The organism is Pseudomonas sp. 2957, from assembly GCF_031456345.1.
Lineage (GTDB): Bacteria > Pseudomonadota > Gammaproteobacteria > Pseudomonadales > Pseudomonadaceae > Aquipseudomonas > Aquipseudomonas siliginis.
The window spans coordinates 866548-890433 of the sequence record NZ_JAVDUL010000001.1; the positions used below are offsets into that span (position 1 = coordinate 866548).

20 protein-coding genes are annotated in these 23886 nt (G+C 60.1%); 15 read left to right on the plus strand and 5 right to left on the minus strand.

Annotated features, from left to right (window positions below; all coding sequences use genetic code 11):
- The first annotated feature begins 50 nt into the window (after positions 1-50).
- Positions 51-668: a bifunctional phosphoserine phosphatase/homoserine phosphotransferase ThrH gene (gene thrH, locus J2Y39_RS04035; RefSeq protein ID WP_122747089.1), complete on the plus strand. Its 618-nt coding sequence runs from the start codon at positions 51-53 to the stop codon at positions 666-668.
- Positions 669-799: 131 nt separating this feature from the next.
- Here the strand turns inward: thrH and pabB are convergent, their stop codons facing one another.
- The 4 genes from pabB to J2Y39_RS04055 all read right to left on the minus strand — a co-directional run bounded on the left by pabB (position 800) and on the right by J2Y39_RS04055 (position 5510).
- Positions 800-2143, minus strand: a complete 1344-nt coding sequence (gene pabB, locus J2Y39_RS04040) for an aminodeoxychorismate synthase component I (protein WP_310215252.1) — start codon at positions 2141-2143, stop codon at positions 800-802.
- A 303-nt stretch (positions 2144-2446) separates the two neighbouring features.
- Positions 2447-3433: an alpha-L-glutamate ligase-like protein gene (locus tag J2Y39_RS04045; protein ID WP_056784132.1), complete on the minus strand. Its 987-nt coding sequence runs from the start codon at positions 3431-3433 to the stop codon at positions 2447-2449.
- Positions 3433-4968: an inactive transglutaminase family protein gene (locus J2Y39_RS04050; protein ID WP_024012295.1), complete on the minus strand. Its 1536-nt coding sequence runs from the start codon at positions 4966-4968 to the stop codon at positions 3433-3435. Before J2Y39_RS04050 ends, J2Y39_RS04045 begins: the two co-directional genes overlap by 1 nt.
- Positions 4969-4973: 5 nt before the next feature.
- Positions 4974-5510, minus strand: coding sequence for an ATP-dependent zinc protease (locus J2Y39_RS04055; RefSeq protein WP_016773819.1), 537 nt, complete (start codon positions 5508-5510; stop codon positions 4974-4976).
- A gap of 404 nt (positions 5511-5914) precedes the next feature.
- On the opposite strand from J2Y39_RS04055, the gene J2Y39_RS04060 reads away from it, so the two are divergent.
- From J2Y39_RS04060 to prpD, 6 genes are all read left to right on the plus strand, one after another.
- Positions 5915-6637, plus strand: a complete 723-nt coding sequence (locus J2Y39_RS04060; RefSeq protein WP_177180867.1) for a GntR family transcriptional regulator — start codon at positions 5915-5917, stop codon at positions 6635-6637.
- Positions 6634-7527 carry a methylisocitrate lyase gene (gene prpB / locus J2Y39_RS04065; RefSeq protein WP_024012298.1) on the plus strand — a complete coding sequence of 298 codons (894 nt, stop codon included), beginning with the start codon at positions 6634-6636 and terminating at the stop codon, positions 7525-7527. Before J2Y39_RS04060 ends, prpB begins: the two co-directional genes overlap by 4 nt.
- Positions 7528-7665: 138 nt before the next feature.
- Positions 7666-8793 carry a 2-methylcitrate synthase gene (gene prpC / locus J2Y39_RS04070; protein ID WP_076566881.1) on the plus strand — a complete coding sequence of 376 codons (1128 nt, stop codon included), beginning with the start codon at positions 7666-7668 and terminating at the stop codon, positions 8791-8793.
- Positions 8794-8991: 198 nt separating this feature from the next.
- A complete protein-coding gene (gene acnD, locus J2Y39_RS04075; protein WP_310215257.1) occupies positions 8992-11586 on the plus strand; it encodes a Fe/S-dependent 2-methylisocitrate dehydratase AcnD in 2595 nt (864 codons plus the stop codon).
- A gap of 53 nt (positions 11587-11639) precedes the next feature.
- Positions 11640-12830, plus strand: a complete 1191-nt coding sequence (prpF, locus tag J2Y39_RS04080; protein ID WP_310215260.1) for a 2-methylaconitate cis-trans isomerase PrpF — start codon at positions 11640-11642, stop codon at positions 12828-12830.
- Between the two features lie 186 nt (positions 12831-13016).
- Entirely contained in the window at positions 13017-14501 is a 1485-nt protein-coding gene (gene prpD, locus J2Y39_RS04085; protein WP_310215262.1) for a 2-methylcitrate dehydratase, read from the plus strand.
- Between the two features lie 133 nt (positions 14502-14634).
- On the opposite strand, the gene J2Y39_RS04090 is transcribed toward prpD, so the two are convergent.
- Positions 14635-15453, minus strand: a complete 819-nt coding sequence (locus J2Y39_RS04090) for a pyruvate, water dikinase regulatory protein (RefSeq protein WP_016773826.1) — start codon at positions 15451-15453, stop codon at positions 14635-14637.
- Between the two features lie 174 nt (positions 15454-15627).
- Between J2Y39_RS04090 and ppsA the strand changes: the two genes are divergently transcribed.
- The 8 genes from ppsA (at position 15628) to J2Y39_RS04130 (ending at position 23860) form a co-directional block, all read left to right on the plus strand.
- Positions 15628-18003: a phosphoenolpyruvate synthase gene (gene ppsA, locus J2Y39_RS04095; RefSeq protein WP_056784146.1), complete on the plus strand. Its 2376-nt coding sequence runs from the start codon at positions 15628-15630 to the stop codon at positions 18001-18003.
- A 185-nt stretch (positions 18004-18188) separates the two neighbouring features.
- Positions 18189-19178, plus strand: a complete 990-nt coding sequence (locus J2Y39_RS04100) for an alpha/beta fold hydrolase (protein ID WP_252877761.1) — start codon at positions 18189-18191, stop codon at positions 19176-19178.
- Positions 19179-19389: 211 nt separating this feature from the next.
- A complete protein-coding gene (rraA, locus tag J2Y39_RS04105) occupies positions 19390-19881 on the plus strand; it encodes a ribonuclease E activity regulator RraA (protein ID WP_039762996.1) in 492 nt (163 codons plus the stop codon).
- A gap of 21 nt (positions 19882-19902) precedes the next feature.
- Entirely contained in the window at positions 19903-20898 is a 996-nt protein-coding gene (locus J2Y39_RS04110) for a zinc transporter ZntB (RefSeq protein WP_016773830.1), read from the plus strand.
- A 63-nt stretch (positions 20899-20961) separates the two neighbouring features.
- Positions 20962-21210 carry a hypothetical protein gene (locus J2Y39_RS04115; protein WP_003223293.1) on the plus strand — a complete coding sequence of 83 codons (249 nt, stop codon included), beginning with the start codon at positions 20962-20964 and terminating at the stop codon, positions 21208-21210.
- Between the two features lie 2 nt (positions 21211-21212).
- The gene (locus J2Y39_RS04120) at positions 21213-22037 is read left to right on the plus strand and encodes a mechanosensitive ion channel family protein (RefSeq protein WP_016773831.1); all 825 of its coding nucleotides are present in this window, start codon (positions 21213-21215) and stop codon (positions 22035-22037) included.
- Between the two features lie 90 nt (positions 22038-22127).
- A complete protein-coding gene (gene sigX / locus J2Y39_RS04125; protein WP_016773832.1) occupies positions 22128-22718 on the plus strand; it encodes an RNA polymerase sigma factor SigX in 591 nt (196 codons plus the stop codon).
- A gap of 107 nt (positions 22719-22825) precedes the next feature.
- On the plus strand, positions 22826-23860 hold the full coding sequence (locus J2Y39_RS04130; RefSeq protein ID WP_039762998.1) for an OmpA family protein: 1035 nt from the start codon (positions 22826-22828) through the stop codon (positions 23858-23860).
- Positions 23861-23886 lie beyond the last annotated feature (26 nt).

The window sequence follows — 23886 nt, forward strand, 5'->3', positions numbered from 1 at the left end:
AGAGTTCGGCCTCGCTTGACTCAAATAATCACTACAAACGGGAGTGTCTTGTGGAAATTGCTTGCCTGGATCTTGAAGGGGTACTGGTACCGGAAATCTGGATCGCCTTCGCCGAAAAAACCGGAATCGACTCCCTCAAGGCCACCACCCGGGACATTCCCGATTACGACGTATTGATGAAGCAGCGTTTGCGCATCCTCGATGAGCACGGCCTCAAACTCTCGGACATTCAGGAAGTGATCGCCACGCTGAAACCGCTGGATGGCGCAGTGGAGTTCGTCAACTGGCTGCGCGAGCGTTTCCAGGTGGTGATTCTCTCGGACACTTTTTATGAATTCTCGCAGCCGCTGATGCGCCAGCTGGGCTTCCCGACCTTGCTCTGCCATCGCTTGATCACTGACGAAAGCGGTCGGGTGACGGGCTATCAACTGCGTCAGAAAGATCCCAAGCGCCAGTCGGTGCTGGCGTTCAAGAGCCTGTACTACCGGGTGATCGCGGCGGGGGATTCATACAACGACACGACCATGCTCGGCGAGGCGGACGCGGGGATTCTGTTTCATGCGCCGGACAACGTGATTCGCGAGTTTCCGCAGTTTCCGGCGGTGCATACGTTTGAAGAGCTGAAGCAGGAATTTCTCAAGGCCTCAAACCGCGATCTCAGCCTGTAAGCCTGGCTACCTGATGATCGTTCCCACGCTCTGCGTGGGAATGCCTCAACGGACGCTCCGCGTTCGGCTTTGGATGGGACGCGGAGCGTCCCGGGCTGCATTCCCACGCGGAGCGTGGGAACGATCATTCCTCAGAGGTTTTGCAGGGTTTCCAAGAGAATTCTGACTTTGGTCATCGACTCCTGATACTCCGCCTGCCAGTCCGAATCGGCGACGATCCCGCCGCCGCCCCAGCAGCACACCTGGCCATCCTTGACCAGCAGACTGCGAATGGCGATGGAGCTGTCCATCTCGCCGCGCACGTCCAGATACAGCAACGAGCCGCAATACAGACCGCGCCGGGTCGGCTCCAGCTCGTCGATGATCTGCATCGCCCGAATCTTCGGTGCGCCGGTGATTGAGCCGCCGGGGAAGCTGCCGGCGATCAGGTCCAGCGCGTCACGATCCGCCGCCAGTTCACCGGTCACGCTGCTGACCAGATGATGCACATTCGGATAGCTCTCCAGACTGAACAACTCCGGCACCCGCACCGAGCCGATGCGGCAAGTGCGCCCGAGGTCGTTGCGCAGCAGGTCGACGATCATCAGGTTTTCCGCGCGATCCTTGGGGCTGGCCAGCAGTTCGGCGGCATTGGCGGCGTCTTCGGCTGGAGTCAGGCCGCGAGGGCGGGTGCCCTTGATCGGACGCGTTTCAACCTGGCGCTGGCTGACTCTGACGAAACGTTCCGGTGACAGGCTCAGCACCGCGCCGCCGTCGGGCAGGCTCTGGAAACCGGAGAACGGCGTCGGGCAGGCCTGACGCAAAGCGCAGTAAGCCAGCCACGGATCGCCCTGGCATTCAGCACGAAAGCGTTGCGCGAAGTTGACCTGATAGCAGTCACCAGCCTGGATGTAATCCTGAATACGCTCGAAGGCCTGACGGTAGTCGTCGGCCGAGAGATCAGCGGCCATGGGGGCGTTCAGTTTGAATGGCGCCAGCGCGTCAAATTGAGGCTGAGTGAACAGCGCGACCAATCGCTGCCGTTCACTGTCGACAAGCGAAGGATGAAAGACCAGTTGGCTGGTTTGCGCGTGGTGATCGCTGATCAGCGCCCAGTCATACAGGCCAAAACGCGCATCGGGCAGTTGCAGGTCATCCAGCGCCTGACTCGGCAGGTTTTCCAGATGTCGCCCGAAGTCGTAGCTCAAATAGCCGATCAATCCGCCGGCGAATGGTAATTCATACCCGGCAGGCAACTGAGCTTCGCCCAAGCGGCTGAGATGGTCACGCAAGCGCTGGAGGAAATGCGCACCGCTTTCCTCCGGCAACACCGCCAGTTGTTCCAGCGGCCAGGCGCTCAACAAGTCATAACGGCCGCGTTCGGCGCTCGGCCGGCCGCTGTCGAGCAGCACGGCGCCAGGTGCGTTGCGAATGGCCGCAAAGTAGTCGGCGGGATTGGCGCGGTAGGGCAGTGGGTGTACGGAGCAGGTCAACATGGGCGGGGCAGATCGGCCGTTGAGGCGGGGTGGGGATTGTAGTCCTCTGCGCTGCCAGATCAAAGTCAAAAGCCTCCCCCTCACCCCAACCCTCTCCCCCAAGGGGGCGAGGGGGAAAGGGAGCAGATCGGGGGCTTTTCAAAACTTGGGTTCGGCTCGATATCTTGGGGGAGGGAGCCGATCTTCATGCTTTTCAAAGCTTGAGTTCGACTCAAGACGTTCAGGTCGGCGTACCTCCAACATCCACCTCGGTCAGTCCCCTCTCCCTTTGGGAGAGGGTTAGGGTGAGGGGCTCTTGAGCTTTTAGCCTTCGACAGCTGGAATATGCCCAAACATCTCCTGGGTAAACGCCACCCGCTCTTCAACCGACTCCGTCACGCCCCGCGCCTTCAGCTCTTCCAGCCGCGCTTCAACCGCGTGGGTACGCAAGGTCAGGCCGCAATCGTTGGCGATCTGAATGTTCAGCCCCGGCCGCGCATTCAGCTCGAGGATCAGCGGGCCTTTTTCCTGATCAAGCACCATGTCCACGCCGATATAACCCAGCCCGCACAGCTCATAGCAGCCGGCGGCGAGTTTCATGAAACCGTCCCAGTAGGGCAGTTGCACGCCATCCACCGCGTTGGTGGTGTCGGGGTGTTTGGTGATGATGTTGTTCAGCCAGGTGCCGCGCAGCGTAAGGCCGGTGGCCAGATCGACGCCGACGCCAATGGCGCCCTGGTGCAGGTTGGCCTTGCCGCCGGACTGGCGGGTCGGCAGACGCAACATCGCCATCACCGGGTAACCCATCAGCACGATGATGCGGATGTCCGGCACGCCTTCGTAGCTGATGCTTTTGAAGATCTGGTCCGGGGTCACACGGTATTCGATCAGCGCGCGGTCGCGGTGGCCGCCCAGCGAGTACAGGCCGGTGAGGATGCTGGAGATGTGATGTTCCAGCTCCTCGTGGGCGAGGATCTTGCCCGACACCGTGCGATAACGGCCTTCGAAGCGGTCGGCGATGACGATGATGCCGTCGCCACCCGCGCCCTGCGCCGGTTTGATCACGAAGTCGCTGCGCCCGCCGATGATCTCGTCGAGCTTGTCGATTTCCTTCTCGGTGGAGATCACCCCGTACAGCTCCGGCACATGAATGCCGGCGGCGATGGCGCGTTCCTTGGTCAGGATCTTGTCATCGACGATCGGGTACAGGCTGCGCTTGTTGTACTTGAGCACGTAGTCCGCGTTTCGGCGGTTGATGCCCATGATGCCGCGCGCCTCGAGGGCCTTCCAGGTCTTCCAAAAACCGAACATCAGGCGTCAGCCTTCTTCAGGAAGGCCTTGAAACGTACCAGTTCGGTCAGGCGGTAGCCGCGATAGCGACCCATCGCCAGCATGAAACCGACCAGAATCAGCAGGATCGCCGGGAAGGTAAACACGAAGTACACCAGCTCCGGCACGGTCATGATCAGGTGTGCGAGAGAGGCGGCGAACAGCGTGCCGATGGCGACTTTCAGCGCATGGTTGGCGCCGCGTTCTTCCCAGGTGATCGACAGACGTTCGATGGTCATGGTCAGAATCACCATCGGGAACAGCGCCACCGACAAGCCACGCTCAAGCCCCAGCTTGTGGCTGAACAGACTGATCGCCGCAATCAACACCACCACGAACGTCAGCACCACCGACAGGCGCGGCAGCATTTGCAGCTTCAGATGTTCGAGATACGAGCGCAATGACAGGCCCAGCGCCGTGATCACTGTGAACAGCAGGATGCCGAAGCCCAGCTGCGTTTCGCGGAAGGCGAGGGCGATCAGCACCGGGGTGAATGTGCCGAGGGTCTGCAGGCCGACCAGGTTGCGCAGGATCAGGATCACCAGCACACCGATCGGGATCATCACCATGATCATGAAGGTCTGCTGGGTCTGCAGCGGCAAGCCGTACAGCGAGTAATCGAGGAAGTTGGCGTCAGTGTTTTCGTCGGTCAGCTTGGCCAGACGAATCGCGTTCATCTCGCTGTTGTTCAAGCTGAAGGTCACGTTGGCTTTCTTGCCACCGTCGACGGTGATCAGGTTTTCGTCGCCGGTCCACCACAGCAGGCGATCGGTCGGCAGGCCTTGCTCACCGGTTTCCGGGTTGAAGTACAGCCAGTCGTTGCCGTTGAAGCTGCGCAGCCACAGTTCGGGAGTCTGAGGCTGATCGGCGACGAGGCGGATGGTGTGGACTTTTTCTACCGGAACGTGGGCAATCGACAGCAGCAGTTCGACGATCTTGGCTTTGTGCGAAGTCGACGGATCGCCGGCCAGCAGCAATTTGACGTTGTCGTCGTTGACGTTGTTGACGCGCTTGATCGCCTCGCCAATAAAGGTTTCGACGTCGGCCGAATGTTGGCGGATCGGCGCGAGCAGGGCTTCGGCGGCGATTTTTTCCGGGCCTTCGATGACCATGCTGTCACGGAAGGTCGGGCCTTTGACCTTGGATTTTTCCGCGGTGTAGCGCTTGGTCAGCACCAGACGGTAATACAGCGTCTGATTGCCCTTGGCGCGACGGGCCGACCAGGTCACCTTGCGGTTGCCGTCGATGCGGTTGACCGCGACGCCGTAGTTATTGGAGATGAAGCTTTCGTTGAGGCTCACGTAATCGCGGCTCAACGGCGGCACGAACATCTGGATCTTCACCGGATCTTTGGTGCTGGCGACGAACTCGACCTTGGCGTCGATGTTCCACAGGTCGTCGGTGGCGTCTTCGGTCACCGGGATGCCGAGCACGAAAATCTGATAGGCCGTAACCGAAACGCCCAGCAGCACCAGCACGGCGATCAGGATTTTCAGGTGGAAGGTTAGAGAACGCATGGAAATTACTCGGCGGTGTGAGCGGCGATGGTGCAGGCAGGTTTGCCGGCAGCGTATTTAAGACTGGGGTCGACCAGCGCGTCGAAGCGTTTCAGCGCCTCGGAGCCGATCAAAAGCGGGTATTGGAACGCACTTCGGTCGGTGAGGTTCACTTCGATGCTGCGCATTGCCGAACCCATGCAGATATCCAGCTCGATCACCGGACGGGCGGTGTACTGCTTGCCTTCTTCCGGATCGTAGTCGCCGGCGCGGCGCTTGATCTTGCTGACCCGCGCCAGCGGCCGTTCGATGGGGTGCGAATGCGCGGTGTCGATCGCCAGGTAGAAACGTACCCAGGATTCACCGTTGCGTTTGAAGCGTTTGATGTCGCGGGCACTCAGCGAGGCGGTTTTCGCCCCGGTGTCGAGTTTGGCCGCAACTTCGAGATTGATGCCGTCAAGCGAAGCGTATTCGTTGAGGCCGTACACGGTTTTTTCCCCCGCGGCGGCGAGGCCGGGCAGGCAAAACAGAGCAAAAAAGGTGGGGAAAGGCTTGAGTCTCATAAATCCTGGTGCGCAGCGTTCCGTTATCGGTTCAGGTGCCCGCACAACCGTGCGCAAGCCCCCGCGTGTGCCTGGCAGCTTTTTATGGCAAGCCGTACAAAAGACCCGCAAATGCGGGCGGCATTCTAGCACGGTGGTTTTATGGCGCCAGCGCTTGCGCCGACCCATGAGCTGCAAGGGATGCCACTCTTGTGGGAGCGAGCCTGCTCGCGAAAGCGCTGTGTCATTCGATGCAGAAGCCGGCTGATGTGCCGCCTTCGCGAGCAGGCACGCTCCCACAGTAATAGATGATCGATTGGCTGCGGTTATTAGACGATTGTCGACAATACCTATTTATCCTTTGACTCATCGGGCCAGATTGGCTAGTTTTTGCCGCATTGGATTTAAAGGTGTCGACAATCATGCTGGATCAACTCGATCCCCCGGTCATCAGTGGCGACGATTCCGAGACGCTGTCGGAAAACGTCTTCCGGCGTATCCAGGCCGCAATCGTCAAAGGCGAAATCGCCCCGGGCAGCAAGATCTCCGAGCCGGAGCTGGCGCGCACCTATGGCATCAGCCGAGGCCCGCTGCGTGAGGCGATCCATCGTCTGGAAGGCCAGCGCCTGCTGGTGCGCGTGCCGCACGTCGGTGCGCGGGTGGTCTCGCTCAGCCATGCCGAATTGATCGAACTCTACGAAATCCGTGAATCCCTCGAAGGTATGGCCTGCCGCCTCGCCGCCGAGCGCATGAGCGTCGAGGAAATCGACGAACTGCGCCGGGTCCTGGAAACCCACGAGCGCGATGCGGCGTTTCAGGCCGGCGTCGGTTATTACCAGCAGGAAGGCGATTTCGACTTTCATTACCGGATCATCCAGGGCAGCGGCAATCGCACGCTGACGCAGATGCTCTGCGGCGAGCTGTATCAATTGGTGCGCATGTACCGCATCCAGTTTTCCACCACGCCGAATCGCCCGCACCAGGCCTTCGCCGAACACCACCGCATTCTCGATGCCATCGCCGACCGTGACGGCGAACTCGCGGAATTGTTGATGCGCCGCCACATCGGCGCCTCGAAACGCAACATCGCCCGTCACTACGAGGACGGCGCCCACAACAAGACAGCCACTGAACGAGGTGATGCATGACTTCCAACCTGAACACGCCGGGCCAGCGCTTCCGCGATGCGGTCGCCAGCGAGCATCCTTTGCAAGTGGTCGGCGCGATCAACGCCAACCACGCGCTGCTGGCCAAACGCGCCGGTTTCAAGGCGATCTACCTGTCCGGTGGCGGTGTAGCCGCAGGTTCTCTGGGCGTGCCGGACCTGGGCATCACCGGGCTGGACGACGTGCTCACCGACGTGCGCCGCATCACCGATGTCTGCGACCTGCCGCTGCTGGTGGATGTCGACACCGGTTTCGGCTCGTCGGCGTTCAACGTCGCGCGTACGGTCAAGTCGATGATCAAGTTCGGCGCGGCGGCGATTCACATCGAGGACCAGGTTGGCGCCAAGCGCTGCGGCCATCGCCCCAATAAAGAAATCGTCAGCCAGCAGGAAATGGTCGATCGCATCAAAGCCGCCGTCGATGCCCGTACCGATGACAGCTTCGTGATCATGGCGCGTACCGACGCACTGGCGGTGGAAGGTCTGGAGTCGGCACTCGATCGTGCGGCGGCGTGCATCGAGGCCGGCGCTGACATGATTTTCCCTGAGGCGATTACCGAGCTGGACATGTACAAGCTTTTCGCCAATCGCGTGAAAGCGCCGATCCTGGCCAACATCACCGAGTTCGGCGCAACGCCGCTGTACACCACCGAACAACTGGCCGGCGCCGACGTTTCTCTGGTGCTGTATCCGCTGTCGGCATTCCGCGCGATGAACAAGGCGGCGGAAAATGTCTACACGGCGATCCGCCGCGATGGCACGCAACAGAATGTCATCGACACCATGCAGACTCGCATGGAGCTCTACGATCGTATCGATTACCACACGTTCGAGCAGAAGCTCGATGCGTTGTTTGCACAGAAGAAAGGCTGAACAAAACCCTGTGGGAGCGAGCCTGCTCGCGAAGACGGACTGACATCCAACATTGATGTCGACTGATCCAGCGCTTTCGCGAGCAGGCTCGCTCCCACAAGTTTTCCCCATACAAATTCAAGAAGATTGGAGAACACAATGGCCGAAGCAAAAGTACTCAGTGGCGCCGGGCTCCGTGGCCAGGTTGCCGGGCAAACCGCACTGTCCACCGTGGGCCAGGCCGGAGCCGGGCTGACCTATCGCGGCTACGACGTGCGTGAACTGGCCGCCGACGCGCAATTTGAAGAAGTCGCCTATCTGCTGCTGTACGGCGAACTGCCGACCAAAGCGCAACTGGCCGACTATCAGACCAAACTGAGCAAGCTGCGCGACCTGCCGCAAGCTTTGAAAGAAGTGCTCGAACGAATTCCCGCCGACGCGCATCCGATGGACGTCATGCGCACCGGTTGCTCGTTCCTCGGCAACATCGAACCGGAGAAAGACTTCTCCGAACAGCGCGACAAGACCGACCGTCTGCTCGCCGCGTTCCCGGCGATCATGTGCTACTGGTATCGCTTCAGCCACGACGGCAAGCGCATCGACTGCGTCAGCGACGAGCCGACCATTGGCGGCCACTTCCTGCATTTGCTGCACGGCAAGAAACCGAGCGAACTGCACGTCAAAGTCATGAACGTGTCGCTGATCCTTTACGCCGAACACGAATTCAATGCCTCGACCTTCACCGCGCGGGTTTGCGCTTCGACTTTGTCGGATCTGTACTCGTGCGTGACGGCGGCGATCGGTTCGCTGCGTGGCCCGTTGCACGGTGGCGCCAACGAAGCGGCGATGGAAATGATCGAGCGCTTCTCGTCGCCGGAAGAGGCGATCAAAGGCACCCTCGGCATGCTCGAGCGCAAGGACAAGATCATGGGCTTCGGCCACGCGATCTATAAGGACAGCGACCCGCGCAACGAGGTGATCAAGGGCTGGGCGAAAAAACTCGCGGACGAGGTCGGCGACAAGGTGTTGTTCCCCGTCTCTGAAGCCATCGACAAGACCATGTGGGAGCAGAAGAAACTGTTCCCGAATGCCGACTTCTATCACGCCTCGGCTTACCACTTCATGGGCATCCCGACCAAGCTGTTCACGCCGATCTTCGTCTGCTCGCGCCTGACCGGCTGGGCCGCGCACGTGTTCGAACAACGCGCCAACAACCGCATCATCCGCCCGAGCGCCGAGTACACCGGCGTCGAACAGCGCAAGTTCGTGCCAATCGAACGTCGCTGAATGGTGAGCTGACCCGGAACCAGAGAACCCCGCTAGACCCTGTGGGAGCGAGCCTGCTCGCGAAGACGGACTGGCATCCAACAAGGATGTCGACTGATCTATCGCTTTCGCGAGCAGGCTCGCTCCCACAGTGGACGGTGTGCAACTCAGGTGTCTGGCCTCACCCTTTGAAATTACCGTGACCCGAGTCCTGACCCGATGAACACAGAATTCCGCAAGAACCTGCCCGGCACGCCGCTGGATTACTTCGACACCCGCGCGGCGGTCGAGGCGATTGCGCCTGCCAGCTACGACACCCTGCCGTACACCTCCCGCGTGCTGGCGGAAAACCTTGTGCGTCGCTGCGACCCGGCCACGCTCACCGACTCGCTCAAGCAACTGATCGAACGCAAGCGCGACCTCGATTTCCCGTGGTTCCCGGCGCGGGTGGTCTGCCATGACATCCTCGGCCAGACCGCGCTGGTCGACCTCGCTGGCCTGCGCGATGCCATCGCTTTGCAGGGCGGCGACCCGGCGCAGGTCAACCCGGTGGTGCCGACGCAATTGATCGTCGACCACTCGCTGGCCGTCGAGGCGGGCGGTTTCGATGCCCAGGCCTTCGAGAAGAACCGCGCCATCGAAGACCGCCGCAACGAAGACCGTTTCCACTTCATCAACTGGACCAAGAAGGCCTTCAAGAACGTCGACGTGATCCCGCCGGGCAACGGCATCATGCACCAGATCAACCTGGAGAAAATGTCCCCGGTGATTCAGGTGCGCGAAGGCGTGGCGTTCCCCGACACTTGCGTCGGCACCGACAGCCACACGCCGCACGTCGATGCGCTGGGCGTGATTGCCATCGGCGTTGGCGGCCTCGAAGCCGAGAGCGTGATGCTCGGCCGTGCGTCGTGGATGCGCCTGCCGGAAAGTGTCGGCGTCGAACTGACCGGCAAGCTGCAACCGGGCATCACCGCCACCGACATGGTCCTGGCCCTGACCGAATACCTGCGCAAACAGAAAGTCGTTGGCGCATGGCTGGAATTCTTCGGTGAAGGGGCGGCAGCACTGACCCTCGGTGACCGCGCGACCATCTCCAACATGGCCCCGGAATACGGCGCCACGGCGGCGATGTTCTACATCGACCAGCAGACCATCGATTACCTGAAACTGACCGGCCGTGAAGACCAGCAGGTTCAATTGGTCGAGCAGTACGCCAAACTCACCGGCCTGTGGGCTGACAGCCTCAAAGGTGCGCAATACGAGCGCGGCCTGACCTTCGATTTGTCCTCGGTGGTGCGCAACATGGCCGGCCCGAGCAACCCGCACGCCCGCGTTGCGGTGTCCGATCTGGCCGCCAAAGGCATCTCCGGCCAGTGGGATGACGTGCCGGGGCAAATGCCCGACGGCGCGGTGATCATCGCCGCGATCACCAGTTGCACCAACACCAGCAACCCGCGCAACGTCATCGCCGCCGGCCTGTTGGCGCGCAATGCCAACAAGCTCGGCCTGACGCGCAAGCCATGGGTCAAATCCTCGCTGGCGCCGGGCTCGAAAACCGTGGCGCTGTACCTCGATGAAGCGGGGCTGACCACTGAACTTGAACAGCTCGGCTTCGGCGTCGTCGCGTTTGCCTGCACCACTTGCAATGGCATGTCCGGCGCGCTCGATCCGCTGATCCAGCAAGAGATCATCGACCGCGATCTGTACGCGACCGCGGTGCTTTCCGGCAACCGCAACTTCGACGGCCGCATTCACCCGTATGCCAAACAGGCATTCCTCGCCTCGCCGCCGCTGGTGGTTGCCTACGCGATCGCCGGGACCATCCGTTTCGATATCGAGAAGGATGTGCTGGGCGTGGTCGATGGCCGGGAAATTCGCCTGAAAGACATCTGGCCGAGCGATGAAGAAATCGATGCGGTGGTGAAGTCTTCGGTCAAGCCTGAGCAGTTCCGTCAGGTCTATATTCCGATGTTCGCCGTGCATGAAGACACCGGGCAGAAAGTCGCGCCGCTGTACGACTGGCGCGAGATGAGCACCTACATCCGCCGTCCGCCGTACTGGGAAGGCGCACTGGCCGGCGCCCGTCCATTGAAGGGCATGCGCCCGCTGGCGGTGCTGCCGGACAACATCACCACTGATCACCTGTCGCCATCGAACGCGATCATGCTCGACAGCGCCGCCGGCGAATACCTGGCGAAAATGGGCCTGCCGGAAGAGGACTTCAACTCTTACGCCACCCACCGTGGCGACCACCTGACCGCCCAGCGCGCGACCTTCGCCAATCCGAAGCTGTTCAACGAAATGGTCGTGGAAAACGGCAAGGTCAAGCAGGGTTCGCTGGCGCGTGTCGAGCCGGAAGGCCAGGTCATGCGCATGTGGGAAGCCATCGAAACCTACATGCAGCGCAAGCAGCCGCTGATCATCATCGCTGGTGCCGACTACGGTCAGGGTTCGTCCCGCGACTGGGCGGCGAAAGGCGTGCGCCTGGCCGGCGTCGAGGCGATTGCCGCTGAAGGTTTCGAGCGCATTCACCGCACCAACCTGGTGGGCATGGGCGTGTTGCCGCTGGAATTCAAACCTGGCACCAACCGCCACACTCTGGCCATCGATGGCAGCGAAACCTACGACGTGATCGGCGAGCGCAAGCCGCGTGCGGATCTTACGCTGGTGATCAATCGCAAGAATGGCGAGCGTGTCGAAGTGCCGGTGACCTGCCGTCTCGATACCGCTGAAGAAGTGTCGATCTACGAGGCCGGCGGCGTGTTGCAGCGCTTCGCGCAGGACTTCCTCGAAGGCTCGGCGGTAGCCGTCTAAATCAACTTGTGGGCATGGGATTTTCAAGTCCCATGCCTTCGGTAAGGAGCACCATGGCTCACGCACCACAAATCAGAATCGCTGCCACCTACATGCGCGGCGGCACCAGCAAAGGCGTGTTCTTCAGCCTGACCGATCTGCCCGAAGCCGCGCAGGTTCCTGGCCCGGCACGCGATGCGCTGCTGCTGCGGGTGATCGGCAGTCCCGACCCGTACGACAAGCAAATCGACGGCATGGGCGGCGCGACGTCGAGCACTAGCAAAACCGTGATCCTGTCGAAAAGCACCCGCGCCGATCACGACGTCGATTACCTGTTCGGCCAGGTGTCGATCGACAAGCCGTTCGTCGACTGGAGCGGCAACTGCGGCAACCTTTCGGCGGCGGTCGGTTCGTTCGCCATCAGCAACGGTCTGGTCGACGTCAGCCGCATTCCGCACAACGGCGTGGCGGTGGTGCGCGTGTGGCAGGCCAACATCGGCAAGACCATCATTGCCCACGTCCCGATCACCAACGGCGAAGTGCAGGAAACCGGTGATTTCGAACTCGACGGCGTGACCTTTCCGGCGGCCGAAGTGCAGGTTGAATTCATGGATCCGGCGGCGGAAGAAGAGGGCGGCGGTGGCTCGATGTTCCCCACCGGCAATCTGGTCGATGAGCTTGAGGTCCCGGGTGTCGGCACGTTCAAGGCGACCATGATCAACGCCGGGATCCCGACGATATTCGTCAACGCCGAAGACATTGGCTACACCGGCACCGAACTCCAGGGCGCGATCAACGGCGATCCAAAAGCGCTGCTGATGTTCGAGACCATTCGTGCCTACGGTGCGTTGCGGATGGGGCTGATCGCCAATCTGGAAGAAGCCGCCAAGCGGCAACACACGCCGAAAGTTGCGTTCGTCGCCAAGCCTGCGGATTACGTAGCGTCGAGTGGTAAAGCGATCGCTGCTGGTGATGTGGACCTGCTGGTGCGCGCGTTGTCGATGGGCAAGCTGCACCACGCGATGATGGGCACGGCAGCGGTGGCGATCGGCACGGCGGCGGCGATTTCCGGCACGTTGGTCAATCTTGCTGCCGGCGGCGTCGAGCGCAATGCCGTGCGCTTTGGACATCCGTCCGGGACGTTGCGCGTGGGCGCCGAGGCGACGCTGGAGAATGGCGAATGGGTGGTGAAGAAAGCCATCATGAGTCGCAGTGCGCGGGTGCTCATGGAAGGCTATGTCCGCGTGCCCGGCGATTGCTTTTAAGCAACAGCAATATCCTTGTGGGAGCGAGCCTGCTCGCGAAAGCGATGCATCAGACATGCAAATGTTGACTGACGCTCAGCCTTCGCGAGCAGGCTCGCTCCCACAGTGGATTGCATTTCAATCATAAGAAATCGTTAGCCCTGAACCGAGGTCCCATCAACGAACCACTTCACGAGTGAATCGAACATGAGCGCCAACGTCGACCTGAACAACCGCCCCGATTACGACGCAGTTCTGCAGGACATCGCCGACTACGTCCTCACCTTCAAGCCCGAATCCGCCGAAGCGCTGAACACCGCGCGCAACTGCCTGATCGACACGCTGGGCTGCGGTCTGCTGGCTCTGCGTTTTCCCGAATGCACGAAACACCTCGGCCCGATCGTCGAAGGCACGGTGGTGCCGTTCGGCGCACGAGTGCCGGGCACCAGTTATCGCCTCGATCCGGTTAAGGCCGCGTGGGACATCGGCTGCATCGTCCGTTGGCTCGATTACAACGACACCTGGCTTGCCGCCGAATGGGGGCATCCATCGGACAACCTCGGTGCCATCCTCGCCGTAGCCGATCACCTGTCGCAGAAACGCGTCGCCCACGGTGAGGCGCCGCTGACGGTTCGTGATGTGCTGGAAGCGATGATCATGGCCCACGAGATTCAAGGCGTGATCGCTCTGGAAAACTCCTTCAACCGGGTTGGACTCGACCACGTCATTCTGGTGAAAGTCGCCTCGACCGCCGTCAGCGCCAGACTGATGGGTGCCAATCGCGAGCAGATGCTGTCGGCGCTGTCCCATGCCTTCGCCGACGGTCAGGCGCTGCGCACCTATCGTCACGCGCCGAACGCTGGCTCGCGCAAATCCTGGGCGGCGGGGGATGCGGCGAGTCGCGGCGTAAGGCTGGCCGACATCGCCATGCGCGGCGAGATGGGCATTCCCGGAGTTTTGAGCGCGAAGCAGTGGGGCTTCTATGACGTTTCGTTCAGCCACACCAACAACGATCTGGCGCTGAAACCCTCGGACAAACGCGCTTTCAGCTTTTCCCGGCCGTTCGGCAGTTACGTGATGGAAAACGTGCTGTTCAAGATCAGTTTCCCCGCCGAATTCCATGCGCAGACGGCGTGCGAGGCGGCGGTGACCCTGCATCCGCAGGTGCGCAATCGCCTGCACGAGATCGACCGCATTGTCATCACCACCCATGAATCGGCGATCCGCATAATTTCCAAGGTCGGCCCGCTGGCCAACGCAGCCGACCGCGACCACTGCCTGCAATATATGACCGCCGTGCCGCTGGCATTCGGCAATCTGGTGGCGGAGCACTACGAAGACGACTTCCACAAGGCGCATCCGATCATCGATGTGCTGCGCGAAAAAATGCTCATCGTTGAAGAACCGCGCTTCACCCGCGAATACCTTGAGCCCGACAAACGCTCGATTGCCAATGCCGTGCAGGTGTTTTTCAAGGACGGCAGCAGCACCGAGAACGTCGTGGTGGAGTACCCGATCGGCCATCGCCGCCGCCGCGCCGAAGGTATTCCGTTGCTGGAGGACAAGTTCAAGGCCAACCTGGCCACGCGGTTTGCCGGGCAGCGTTGCGCTGAGATATTTGCGCTCTGTGAGGATCAGGCGCGGCTGGAAGCCACAGCGGTGAATCGATTCATCGACCTGTTTGTGCTCTGACAGACCGCGTTATCGTTCTTCGCGGGCAAGCCCGCTCCCACAGGGAATGGTGATGAACACAGAAATTGTGAACACCTTCAGAACCTGTGGGAGCGGGCTTGCCCGCGATAGCGTCAGATCAGGCACCGCAAACCTACTTGAACCGCCGCTCAACCCCTTTCTCCACCAGAATCTTCGCCGAAATCTCTTCCACCGAGAAATGCGTGGAATTGATGTGCGGAATGTTCTCGCGGCGGAACAGGTTCTCCACTTCGCGCACTTCGAATTCGCACTGGGCGTAGCTCGAATAACGGCTGTTGGGCTTGCGCTCGTTGCGGATCGCGGTCAAGCGGTCCGGGTCGATGGTCAGGCCGAACAGCTTGTGCTGATGGGCGCGCAGGGCCGTCGGCAGGGTCAGGCGCTCCATGTCGTCTTCGGTCAGCGGATAGTTGGCCGCGCGGATACCGAACTGCATGGCCATGTACAGACACGTCGGCGTTTTGCCGCATCGCGACACGCCCACTAGTATCAGATCGGCTTTGTCGTAATAGTGGGTGCGCGCGCCGTCATCGTTGTCGAGGGCGAAGTTCACCGCCTCGATGCGCTCCATGTAATTGGAGTTGTGCCCGATGGAATGGGACTTGCCGACGGTGTAGGAAGAGTGCTCGGTAAGCTCCTGTTCGAGCGGCGCGAGGAAGGTCGAGAAAATGTCGATCATGAAACCATTGGACGTTGCGAGAATCTCACGAATGTCCTGATTGACGATGGTGTCGAAGATGATCGGCCGAAAGCCGTCGGTTTCAGCGGCTTTGTTGATTTGTTGTACCATGGCCCGCGCTTTTTCCACGCTGTCGATGTAGGGCCGCGTGAATTTGCTGAAGGTAATGTTTTCGAACTGCGCCAGCAGGCTTTGACCCAGGGTTTCGGCGGTAATGCCGGTGCCATCGGAGATGAAGAAAGCAGATCGTTTCATTTGCACCTTGGGCCTTAAGCTAGTAACGAATCTTGGATATGATAGGCGCGATTTGCCGGCCGCCATTGGCCCGCATTCTCACTTATTTTCCAGGTCCAGGCCATACAACCGGCCGAGGCTCCCCCGGGCCGCCGGTTTCTGAGCTTTTCCAACACAGTTAGTGGAGAGATCACCTTGGTAGAGTACGTAGTTTCCCTCGATAAGCTCGGCAAACACGATGTTGAGCATGTGGGGGGCAAGAACGCATCCCTGGGCGAGATGATCAGTAACCTGGCAGGCGCCGGTGTTTCGGTCCCCGGCGGCTTCGCCACGACGGCTCAGGCCTATCGTGACTTCCTCGAACTGAGCGGCCTGAACGAGCAGATCCACAAGGCCCTCGACGCGCTTGACGTCGACGACGTCAATGCCCTGGCCAAGACCGGCGCGCAGATCCGCCAATGGATCATGGACGCCGAATTCCCGGAAAAACTTAACACCGAGATCCGCACCGCGTTCGCCGCGCTGTCGGCGGGCAACCCTGACGTAGCCGTGGCCGTGCGTTCTTCTGCTACCGCCGAAGACCTGCCGGACGCCTCGTTCGCCGGTCAGCAGGAAACCTTCCTGAACATCCGTGGCGTGGAAAACGTAATCCGCGCCGCCAAAGAGGTGTTCGCTTCGCTGTTCAACGACCGTGCGATTTCCTACCGCGTGCACCAGGGCTTCGACCACAAACTGGTCGCCCTGTCGGCTGGCGTGCAGCGCATGGTGCGCTCGGAAACCGGCACCGCCGGCGTGATGTTCACCCTCGATACCGAATCCGGTTTCCGTGACGTGGTATTCATCACCGGCGCCTACGGCCTGGGTGAAACCGTCGTACAAGGCGCGGTCAACCCGGATGAGTTCTACGTACACAAAGGCACGCTGGAGGCCGGTCGTCCGGCGATCCTGCGTCGCAATCTGGGCAGCAAAGCCATCAAGATGATCTACGGCGACGAGGCCAAGGCCGGTCGTTCGGTCAAGACTGTCGATGTGGACAAGGCCGAACGCGCGCGTTTCTGCCTGACCGACGCCGAAGTCAGCGAGCTGGCCAAGCAGGCGATGATCATCGAGAAGCACTACGGCTGCCCGATGGACATCGAGTGGGCCAAGGACGGTGACGACGGCAAGCTGTACATCGTCCAGGCGCGTCCGGAAACCGTGAAAAGCCGCACCCAGGCCAACGTCATGGAACGTTACCTGCTGAAAGAGACCGGCACCGTGCTGGTGGAAGGCCGGGCGATCGGCCAGCGCATCGGCGCCGGCAAAGTACGCATCATCAAAGACGTCTCGGAAATGGACAAGGTCCAGCCGGGCGACGTGCTGGTTTCCGACATGACCGACCCGGACTGGGAACCGGTGATGAAGCGCGCCAGCGCCATCGTCACCAACCGTGGCGGGCGTACCTGCCACGCGGCGATCATCGCCCGTGAGCTGGGCATTCCGGCGGTGGTCGGTTGCGGTAACGCCACCCAGTTGCTGAAGGATGGCCAGGGCGTGACCGTATCCTGCGCCGAAGGCGACACCGGTTACATCTTCGAAGGCGAACTGGGCTTCGACATCAAGAAGAACTCCGTCGACGCCATGCCGGAGCTGCCGTTCAAGATCATGATGAACGTCGGCAACCCGGACCGCGCCTTCGACTTCGCCCAATTGCCGAACGCCGGCGTTGGTCTGGCGCGACTGGAATTCATCATCAACCGCATGATCGGCGTGCACCCGAAAGCGCTGTTGAACTACGACGGCCTGCCCCAGGAAATCAAGGACAGCGTCGACAAGCGCATTGCCGGTTACAGCGACCCGGTCGACTTCTACGTCGACAAACTGGTGGAAGGCATCAGCACCCTGGCTGCAGCGTTCACGCCGAAAAAAGTCATCGTGCGTCTGTCGGACTTCAAGTCCAACGAATACGCCAACCTGATCGGCGGCAAGCTCTACGAGCCGGAAGAAGAAAACCCGATGCTGGGCTTCCGTGGCGCTTCGCGTTACATCAGCGAATCGTTCCGCGACTGCTTCGAACTCGAATGCCGCGCGCTGAAACGCGTGCGCAACGAGATGGGCCTGACCAACGTGGAAATCATGGTGCCGTTCGTCCGTACTCTCGGCGAAGCCAGCCAGGTGGTCGATCTGCTCGCCGAGAACGGCTTGAAGCGTGGCGAGAACGGTCTACGCGTAATCATGATGTGCGAACTGCCATCCAACGCGATTCTGGCTGAGGAATTCCTCGAATTCTTCGACGGTTTCTCGATCGGCTCCAACGACCTGACCCAACTGACGCTGGGTCTGGACCGTGACTCGGGGATCATCGCGCACCTGTTCGACGAACGTAATCCAGCGGTCAAGAAGCTGTTGGCCAACGCCATTCAGGCCTGCAACAAGGCTGGCAAGTACATCGGCATCTGCGGTCAGGGTCCTTCGGACCACCCGGATCTGGCCAAGTGGCTGATGGAACAGGGCATCGAGAGCGTGTCGCTGAACCCGGACACCGTGCTGGAAACCTGGTTCTTCCTCGCCGAAGGTCAGGCACAGGCTTGATCAACATGTGAACGGGCCGCGCCCCCTGTAGGAGCGAGCCTGCTCGCGAAGACGGAGCAACATTCACCATGGATGTTGATTGATACACCGCTTTCGCGAGCTGGCTCGCTCCCACAGGGGCCGGGCCTTGAGATTGAAGTAGGGCGGGCTCCATCGGATGCCGCCCTTTTTTGTGCAAGAGCATTATGCAAAGCAGCAGCAACCTGTTTCCTGTCGCGCTGATCAGCGCCGAGCGGCGCGGCGATCTGAGCGAAGACGTCTATCGATTGAAACCCGGCAACAGCCCGGACTGGTCCGTAGAGATCGCCGTCACCCGCCTGGGCATGGCCGATGACACGGCGCCACGCGGCGTGCCGGTGATTCTGTTGCACGGCAGCTTTTCCAATCGGCGCTTCTGGTTTTCCCCCAAAGGCCTCGGGCTCGGCGCGTATCTGACGCGGCTGGGCTTCGACGTGTGGATTCCGGAAATGCGCGGTCACGGCCTGTCCCAGCGCAACGAAGACTATCGGCGCAACCGCGTGGCCGATTATGCCCGTTACGATCTGCCGGCGATTGCCGCGTTCGTGCGTGAGCAAAGCGGACAGATCCCGCACTGGATCGGCCATTCGCTGGGCGGCATCACCCTGGCAGCAGCGCTCGGCGGCGAGTATCTCGGCGAACCGGCCGTGGCCTCGGCGGCGTTTTTCGGCACCCAGGTCAGCCGCACCTATTGGCCACTGAAGATTCCACCGGTGGAGTGGGGCGGGCGCTTTATTCTCAAGCGTTTCGCGCAGTTGTCCGGCTCACGCCTCAAACGCGGTCCGGAAGACGAACCGATCGGCCTGGCCATCGAAAGCATGCGCTGGTACGGCTTGTTCGGTCGCTTCGGCGACAAGGACAAGGACTGGTGGGCCGGACTTGCCGAGGTTCAGGTACCGGTGCTGGCGGTGACGGCAGCGGGCGATCATCAGGATCCGGCGTGGGCCTGCCGCAAGCTGTTCGAGCAGATCGGCTCAGAGTGCAAGCAGTTCATCAACCTGGGCCGCGAGCAGGGCTTCTCGGATAATTTCGGCCATGTCGAAATGCTGGTGAGCAAAGCTGCGCAGGCTGAAGTGTGGCCGCTGGTGGCGCGCTGGTTGAAGGATCAGCAGACACCGTTGCTTGCGCAGCCAGCGAATCTGGCCTCCGCAGTGTGAGGGGCGTTCCGTTCAGCCTGGCTTGCGGCTAAGATATGACGCATTGTGCGGTTCTGGTCATATTTCGTGACTGTTTAGCTATTACGTTTCAGGGTTTGTTCAGGTTGCGTCAGCGACCATGGCATGGACTAAGGTAAACAGCGACCGCCGGAACTCGTCTCATCAGAATGCGGCATCCCTTGATCGTCTTCCTTGTTACAGGAGTTTTTCGATGGAACATTACCTTACGCCTGACCTGTGCGACGCCTACCCGGAGCTGGTGCAGGTGCTGGAACCGATGTTCAGCAATTTCGGCGGCCGGGATTCCTTCGGCGGCGAAATCGTGACCATCAAGTGCTTCGAAGACAATTCGCTGGTCAAGGAGCAAGCCGAACTCAACGGCAAAGGCAAAGTGCTGGTGGTTGATGGCGGCGGTTCGCTGCGCCGCGCCCTGCTGGGCGACATGATCGCCGCCAAGGCCGCGCAGAACGGCTGGGAAGGGCTGGTGATCTACGGTTGCATCCGTGACGTCGACGTCATTGCCCAGACCGATCTCGGCGTGCAGGCGCTGGCCAGTCACCCGATGAAAACCGACAAGCGCGGCATTGGCGACCTCAACGTCCCGGTGACTTTCGCCGGTGTGACGTTTCACCCGGGCCAGTACATTTATGCGGACAACAACGGCGTGATCGTTTCGCCGACTCCGCTGAAAATGCCTGAATAAGGTTTTCGACAAGGGATGCGGATGTTCGAGGAAGAAAACGCGCAATGGGGGCTGGTACATGCCCTGGTACTGGACGGCAAGGGCGGTGCGCGTTCGATAGCCCGGACTGAGCTCGACGATTTGCAGCTGCAGGCCCATGAAAGCCTGTGGCTGCACTGGGATCGCAGCCATCCGCAGACCCAAACCTGGCTGCGCAAATCCAGCGGGCTCAACGAATTCACCTGCGATCTGCTGCTGGAAGAGAACACCCGCCCGCGTCTGTTGCCATTGCCCGACTCCGAGCTGCTGCTGTTTCTGCGCGGGGTCAATCTCAACCCGGGCGCCGAGCCGGAAGACATGGTCTCGGTGCGGATTTTTGCCTCCGCTCAGCGCGTGATTTCCCTGCGCTTGCGTCCGTTGCGCGCTACAGATGAGTTGCTGGCGCTGCTGGGGGAGGGCAAAGGTCCGAAAACGTCTTCTGAATTGATGCTGTATCTGGCGCAGTTCCTCACCAATAAAGTGCAGGATCTGGTCACGTGCCTGTCGGAAGTGGTCGATGAAGAGGAAGAAAAACTCGACGCCGACGAACGGTATACGCCCGAGCACGGGGCGATTTTGCACATCCGCCGTAGAGCGGCCGGGCTGAAGCGTTTTCTTGCGCCACAGCGGGATATTTTCGGACAGCTGACGCGGATAAAATTGCCGTGGTTCGTCGAAGACGACGCCGACTACTGGAACGAATTGAACAACAGCCTGACCCGTTATCTGGAAGAGCTCGAATTGACTCGAGAGCGTGTGGGGCTTGTGCTGGAGGCCGAAGACCGGCGTTTGAGCGTGCACATGAATCGCACCATGTACCGCTTCGGCATCATTACCTGCATCTTTTTGCCGATGAGTTTCATCACCGGTCTGCTGGGCATCAATGTCGGCGGTATTCCGTTTGCCGAAAGCCCGTATGGTTTCCTGATTGCCTGCCTGACGGTACTCGCCCTGGCGTTCGGTCAGTGGTGGTTGTTCCGTCGATTGCGCTGGGTGTGAACATGGCGTATGTGACCCGAGTAAAACTGCCCGCGTCTTTCACAGACATCACGAGAGGTGCGTATGCACGATCCGTTTGAACAGTCTTTGCGCGACATGCTCAACGCTTCGCCGTCCAGCCGCGACGACGATGCCTGCCTGGGCCGCGTACTCAAAACCGCCAACCGCCAGGTCGGCGCCGGTGATCTGTTCAGCCTGCTGGGCCGCTGGCTGCCCGCGCTGATGATCGCCCTGAACAATGGCTCGGCGCATGTCTCGCCGGTTTCCCGTCTTCGTAAAACCACTGCTCGCACTGCTGATAAGGCTGATTGAATATGGAACTTGATCTCTGGACTCAGAGCCTCGTCACTGCAATGACTGCGTTGTGGACCAAAGTCGCTAACTTCATTCCGAACCTGTTCGGCGCACTGGTTGTGCTGCTGTTGGGTTTCGTCGTGGCCAAGCTGCTCGACACCTTGCTCTCCAAATTGCTCGCAAAACTGGGCCTTGATCGCCTGATGGGCGGTACCGGGCTGACCAAGCTGATGTCGCGCGCCGGGCTGCAAGTGCCGATCTCGACGCTGATCGGTAAAATTGTCTACTGGTTCGTTCTGCTGATTTTTCTGGTTTCTGCGGCAGAATCCCTTGGCCTCGAGCGAGTTTCAGCTACGCTGGACATGCTGGCGTTGTATCTGCCGAAAGTATTCGGCGCCGCGCTGGTGCTGCTGGTCGGTGTCCTGCTGGCGCAACTGGCCAACGGGCTGGTGCGCGGCGCAGCAGAAGGCGTAGGCCTGGACTACGCTTCCGGGTTGGGACGGATCGCGCAGGGGCTGGTGATCATCATCAGCATCTCGGTAGCGATCAGCCAGCTCGAGGTCAAGACCGACCTGCTGAACCATGTGATTGTCATCGTATTGATTACCGTTGGTCTGGCAGTTGCGCTGGCCATGGGTTTGGGAAGCCGGGAAATCGCCGGTCAGATTCTTGCGGGAATCTATGTGCGTGAGCTGTACGAGGTTGGGCAACAAGTGCGTGTTGGCGAGGTCGAAGGCCAGATCGAAGAGATCGGCACGGTTAAAACCACATTGCTGACCGATGAGGGTGAGCTAGTCTCTCTCTCCAATCGGATCCTGCTGGAACAGCATGTGAGTAGCCGCTAAACCGGCAAACCCTGCTAATGTATGCCGCCGCAAAATGCCAGCCGAGGCTGGTTGTGGCGGACATTGACCTGACTGTCGGCACGACTTGTTTTGAATAAAGCCCAACCGCTATCCACGCGCTACGACCCCCGCGAGCTCTCTGATGAGGAGTTGGTCGCGCGCTCGCATACCGAGCTGTTTCACGTAACGCGCGCCTACGAAGAGTTGATGCGGCGTTACCAGCGAACATTATTTAACGTCTGCGCGAGATATCTTGGGAACGATCGCGACGCAGACGATGTCTGTCAGGAAGTGATGCTGAAGGTGCTGTACGGCCTGAAGAACTTCGAGGGGAAATCGAAGTTCAAAACCTGGCTTTACAGCATCACTTACAACGAATGCATCACGCAGTATCGGAAGGAACGGCGTAAGCGTCGCTTGATGGACGCTCTCAGTCTGGACCCTCTTGAAGAAGCGTCTGAAGAAAAGGCGCCGAAGCCGGAGGAGAAGGGTGGGCTTGATCGCTGGCTGGTGTATGTGAATCCGATTGACCGCGAAATTCTGGTGCTACGATTTGTCGCAGAGCTGGAGTTTCAGGAGATCGCAGACATCATGCACATGGGTTTGAGTGCGACAAAAATGCGTTACAAACGCGCTCTAGATAAATTGCGTGAGAAATTTGCAGGCATTGCTGAAACTTAGTTCAGCGCAAATATCTCTTACGTGTAGGCAAGTTCTGATAGACTTGCCGCCGAGTTGTCCCCCGGTTTGCGGGACTGCTTCACAATCACCAGATGGGGATTTAACGGATGAAACTGAAAAACACCTTGGGCTTGGCCATTGGTTCTCTGATTGCCGCCACTTCGTTCGGCGCTCTGGCACAAGGCCAAGGCGCAGTTGAAATCGAAGGCTTCGCTAAGAAAGAACAATTCGACAGCGCTCGTAACTTCAAGAACAACGGCAACCTGTTCGGCGGTTCGATCGGTTACTTCCTGACCGACGACGTTGAACTGCGTCTGGGCTACGACGAAGTGCACAACGTACGTGCCGACGATGGCAAGAACGTCAAAGGCGCTAACACCGCTCTGGACGCTCTGTACCACTTCAACAACCCAGGCGACATGATTCGTCCATACGTTTCGGCCGGTTTCTCTGACCAGAGCATCGACCAGAACGGTTCGAACGGTCGTAACCGTTCCACCTTCGCCAACGTTGGCGGCGGTGCCAAGCTGTACTTCACCGAGAACTTCTACGCCCGTGCCGGCGTTGAAGCTCAGTACAACATCGACCAGGGCGACACCGAGTGGGCTCCTAGCGTCGGTATCGGTGTGAACTTCGGTGGCGGCTCCAAGCCAGCTGCTGCTCCAGTTCCAGCACCTGCTGAAGTCTGCTCCGACAGCGACAACGATGGCGTTTGCGACAACGTTGACAAGTGCCCGGACACCCCAGCCAACGTAACCGTTGACGCTGATGGCTGCCCAGCAGTTGCTGAAGTTGTTCGTGTTGAGCTGGACGTGAAATTCGACTTCGACAAGTCGGTAGTCAAGCCTAACAGCTACGGCGACATCAAAAACCTGGCTGACTTCATGAAGCAGTACCCATCCACCACCACTACTGTTGAAGGTCACACTGACTCCGTCGGTCCTGACGCTTACAACCAGAAACTGTCCGAGCGTCGTGCAAACGCCGTTAAGCAAGTTCTGACCAACCAGTACGGTGTTGAATCGTCCCGCGTTCAGTCTGTTGGCTACGGCGAATCCCGCCCAGTTGCTGACAACAAAACTGAAGCTGGCCGCGCTGTAAACCGTCGCGTAGAAGCGCAGGTTGAAGCTCAAGCTAAGTAATTAGCTGCCGCTGATGGAAAAGCCCG

Coding starts and splice junctions, on each gene's coding strand:
- pabB (WP_310215252.1), bottom strand. CDS start 2,143: ATGTTGACCTGCTCCGTACACCCACTGCCCTACCGCGCCAATCCCGCC.
- J2Y39_RS04045 (WP_056784132.1), bottom strand. CDS start 3,433: ATGTTCGGTTTTTGGAAGACCTGGAAGGCCCTCGAGGCGCGCGGCATC.
- J2Y39_RS04050 (WP_024012295.1), bottom strand. CDS start 4,968: ATGCGTTCTCTAACCTTCCACCTGAAAATCCTGATCGCCGTGCTGGTG.
- J2Y39_RS04055 (WP_016773819.1), bottom strand. CDS start 5,510: ATGAGACTCAAGCCTTTCCCCACCTTTTTTGCTCTGTTTTGCCTGCCC.
- prpB (WP_024012298.1), top strand. CDS start 6,634: ATGACTTCCAACCTGAACACGCCGGGCCAGCGCTTCCGCGATGCGGTC.
- prpC (WP_076566881.1), top strand. CDS start 7,666: ATGGCCGAAGCAAAAGTACTCAGTGGCGCCGGGCTCCGTGGCCAGGTT.
- acnD (WP_310215257.1), top strand. CDS start 8,992: ATGAACACAGAATTCCGCAAGAACCTGCCCGGCACGCCGCTGGATTAC.
- prpF (WP_310215260.1), top strand. CDS start 11,640: ATGGCTCACGCACCACAAATCAGAATCGCTGCCACCTACATGCGCGGC.
- prpD (WP_310215262.1), top strand. CDS start 13,017: ATGAGCGCCAACGTCGACCTGAACAACCGCCCCGATTACGACGCAGTT.
- J2Y39_RS04090 (WP_016773826.1), bottom strand. CDS start 15,453: ATGAAACGATCTGCTTTCTTCATCTCCGATGGCACCGGCATTACCGCC.
- J2Y39_RS04100 (WP_252877761.1), top strand. CDS start 18,189: ATGCAAAGCAGCAGCAACCTGTTTCCTGTCGCGCTGATCAGCGCCGAG.
- rraA (WP_039762996.1), top strand. CDS start 19,390: ATGGAACATTACCTTACGCCTGACCTGTGCGACGCCTACCCGGAGCTG.
- J2Y39_RS04110 (WP_016773830.1), top strand. CDS start 19,903: ATGTTCGAGGAAGAAAACGCGCAATGGGGGCTGGTACATGCCCTGGTA.
- J2Y39_RS04115 (WP_003223293.1), top strand. CDS start 20,962: ATGCACGATCCGTTTGAACAGTCTTTGCGCGACATGCTCAACGCTTCG.
- J2Y39_RS04120 (WP_016773831.1), top strand. CDS start 21,213: ATGGAACTTGATCTCTGGACTCAGAGCCTCGTCACTGCAATGACTGCG.
- J2Y39_RS04130 (WP_039762998.1), top strand. CDS start 22,826: ATGAAACTGAAAAACACCTTGGGCTTGGCCATTGGTTCTCTGATTGCC.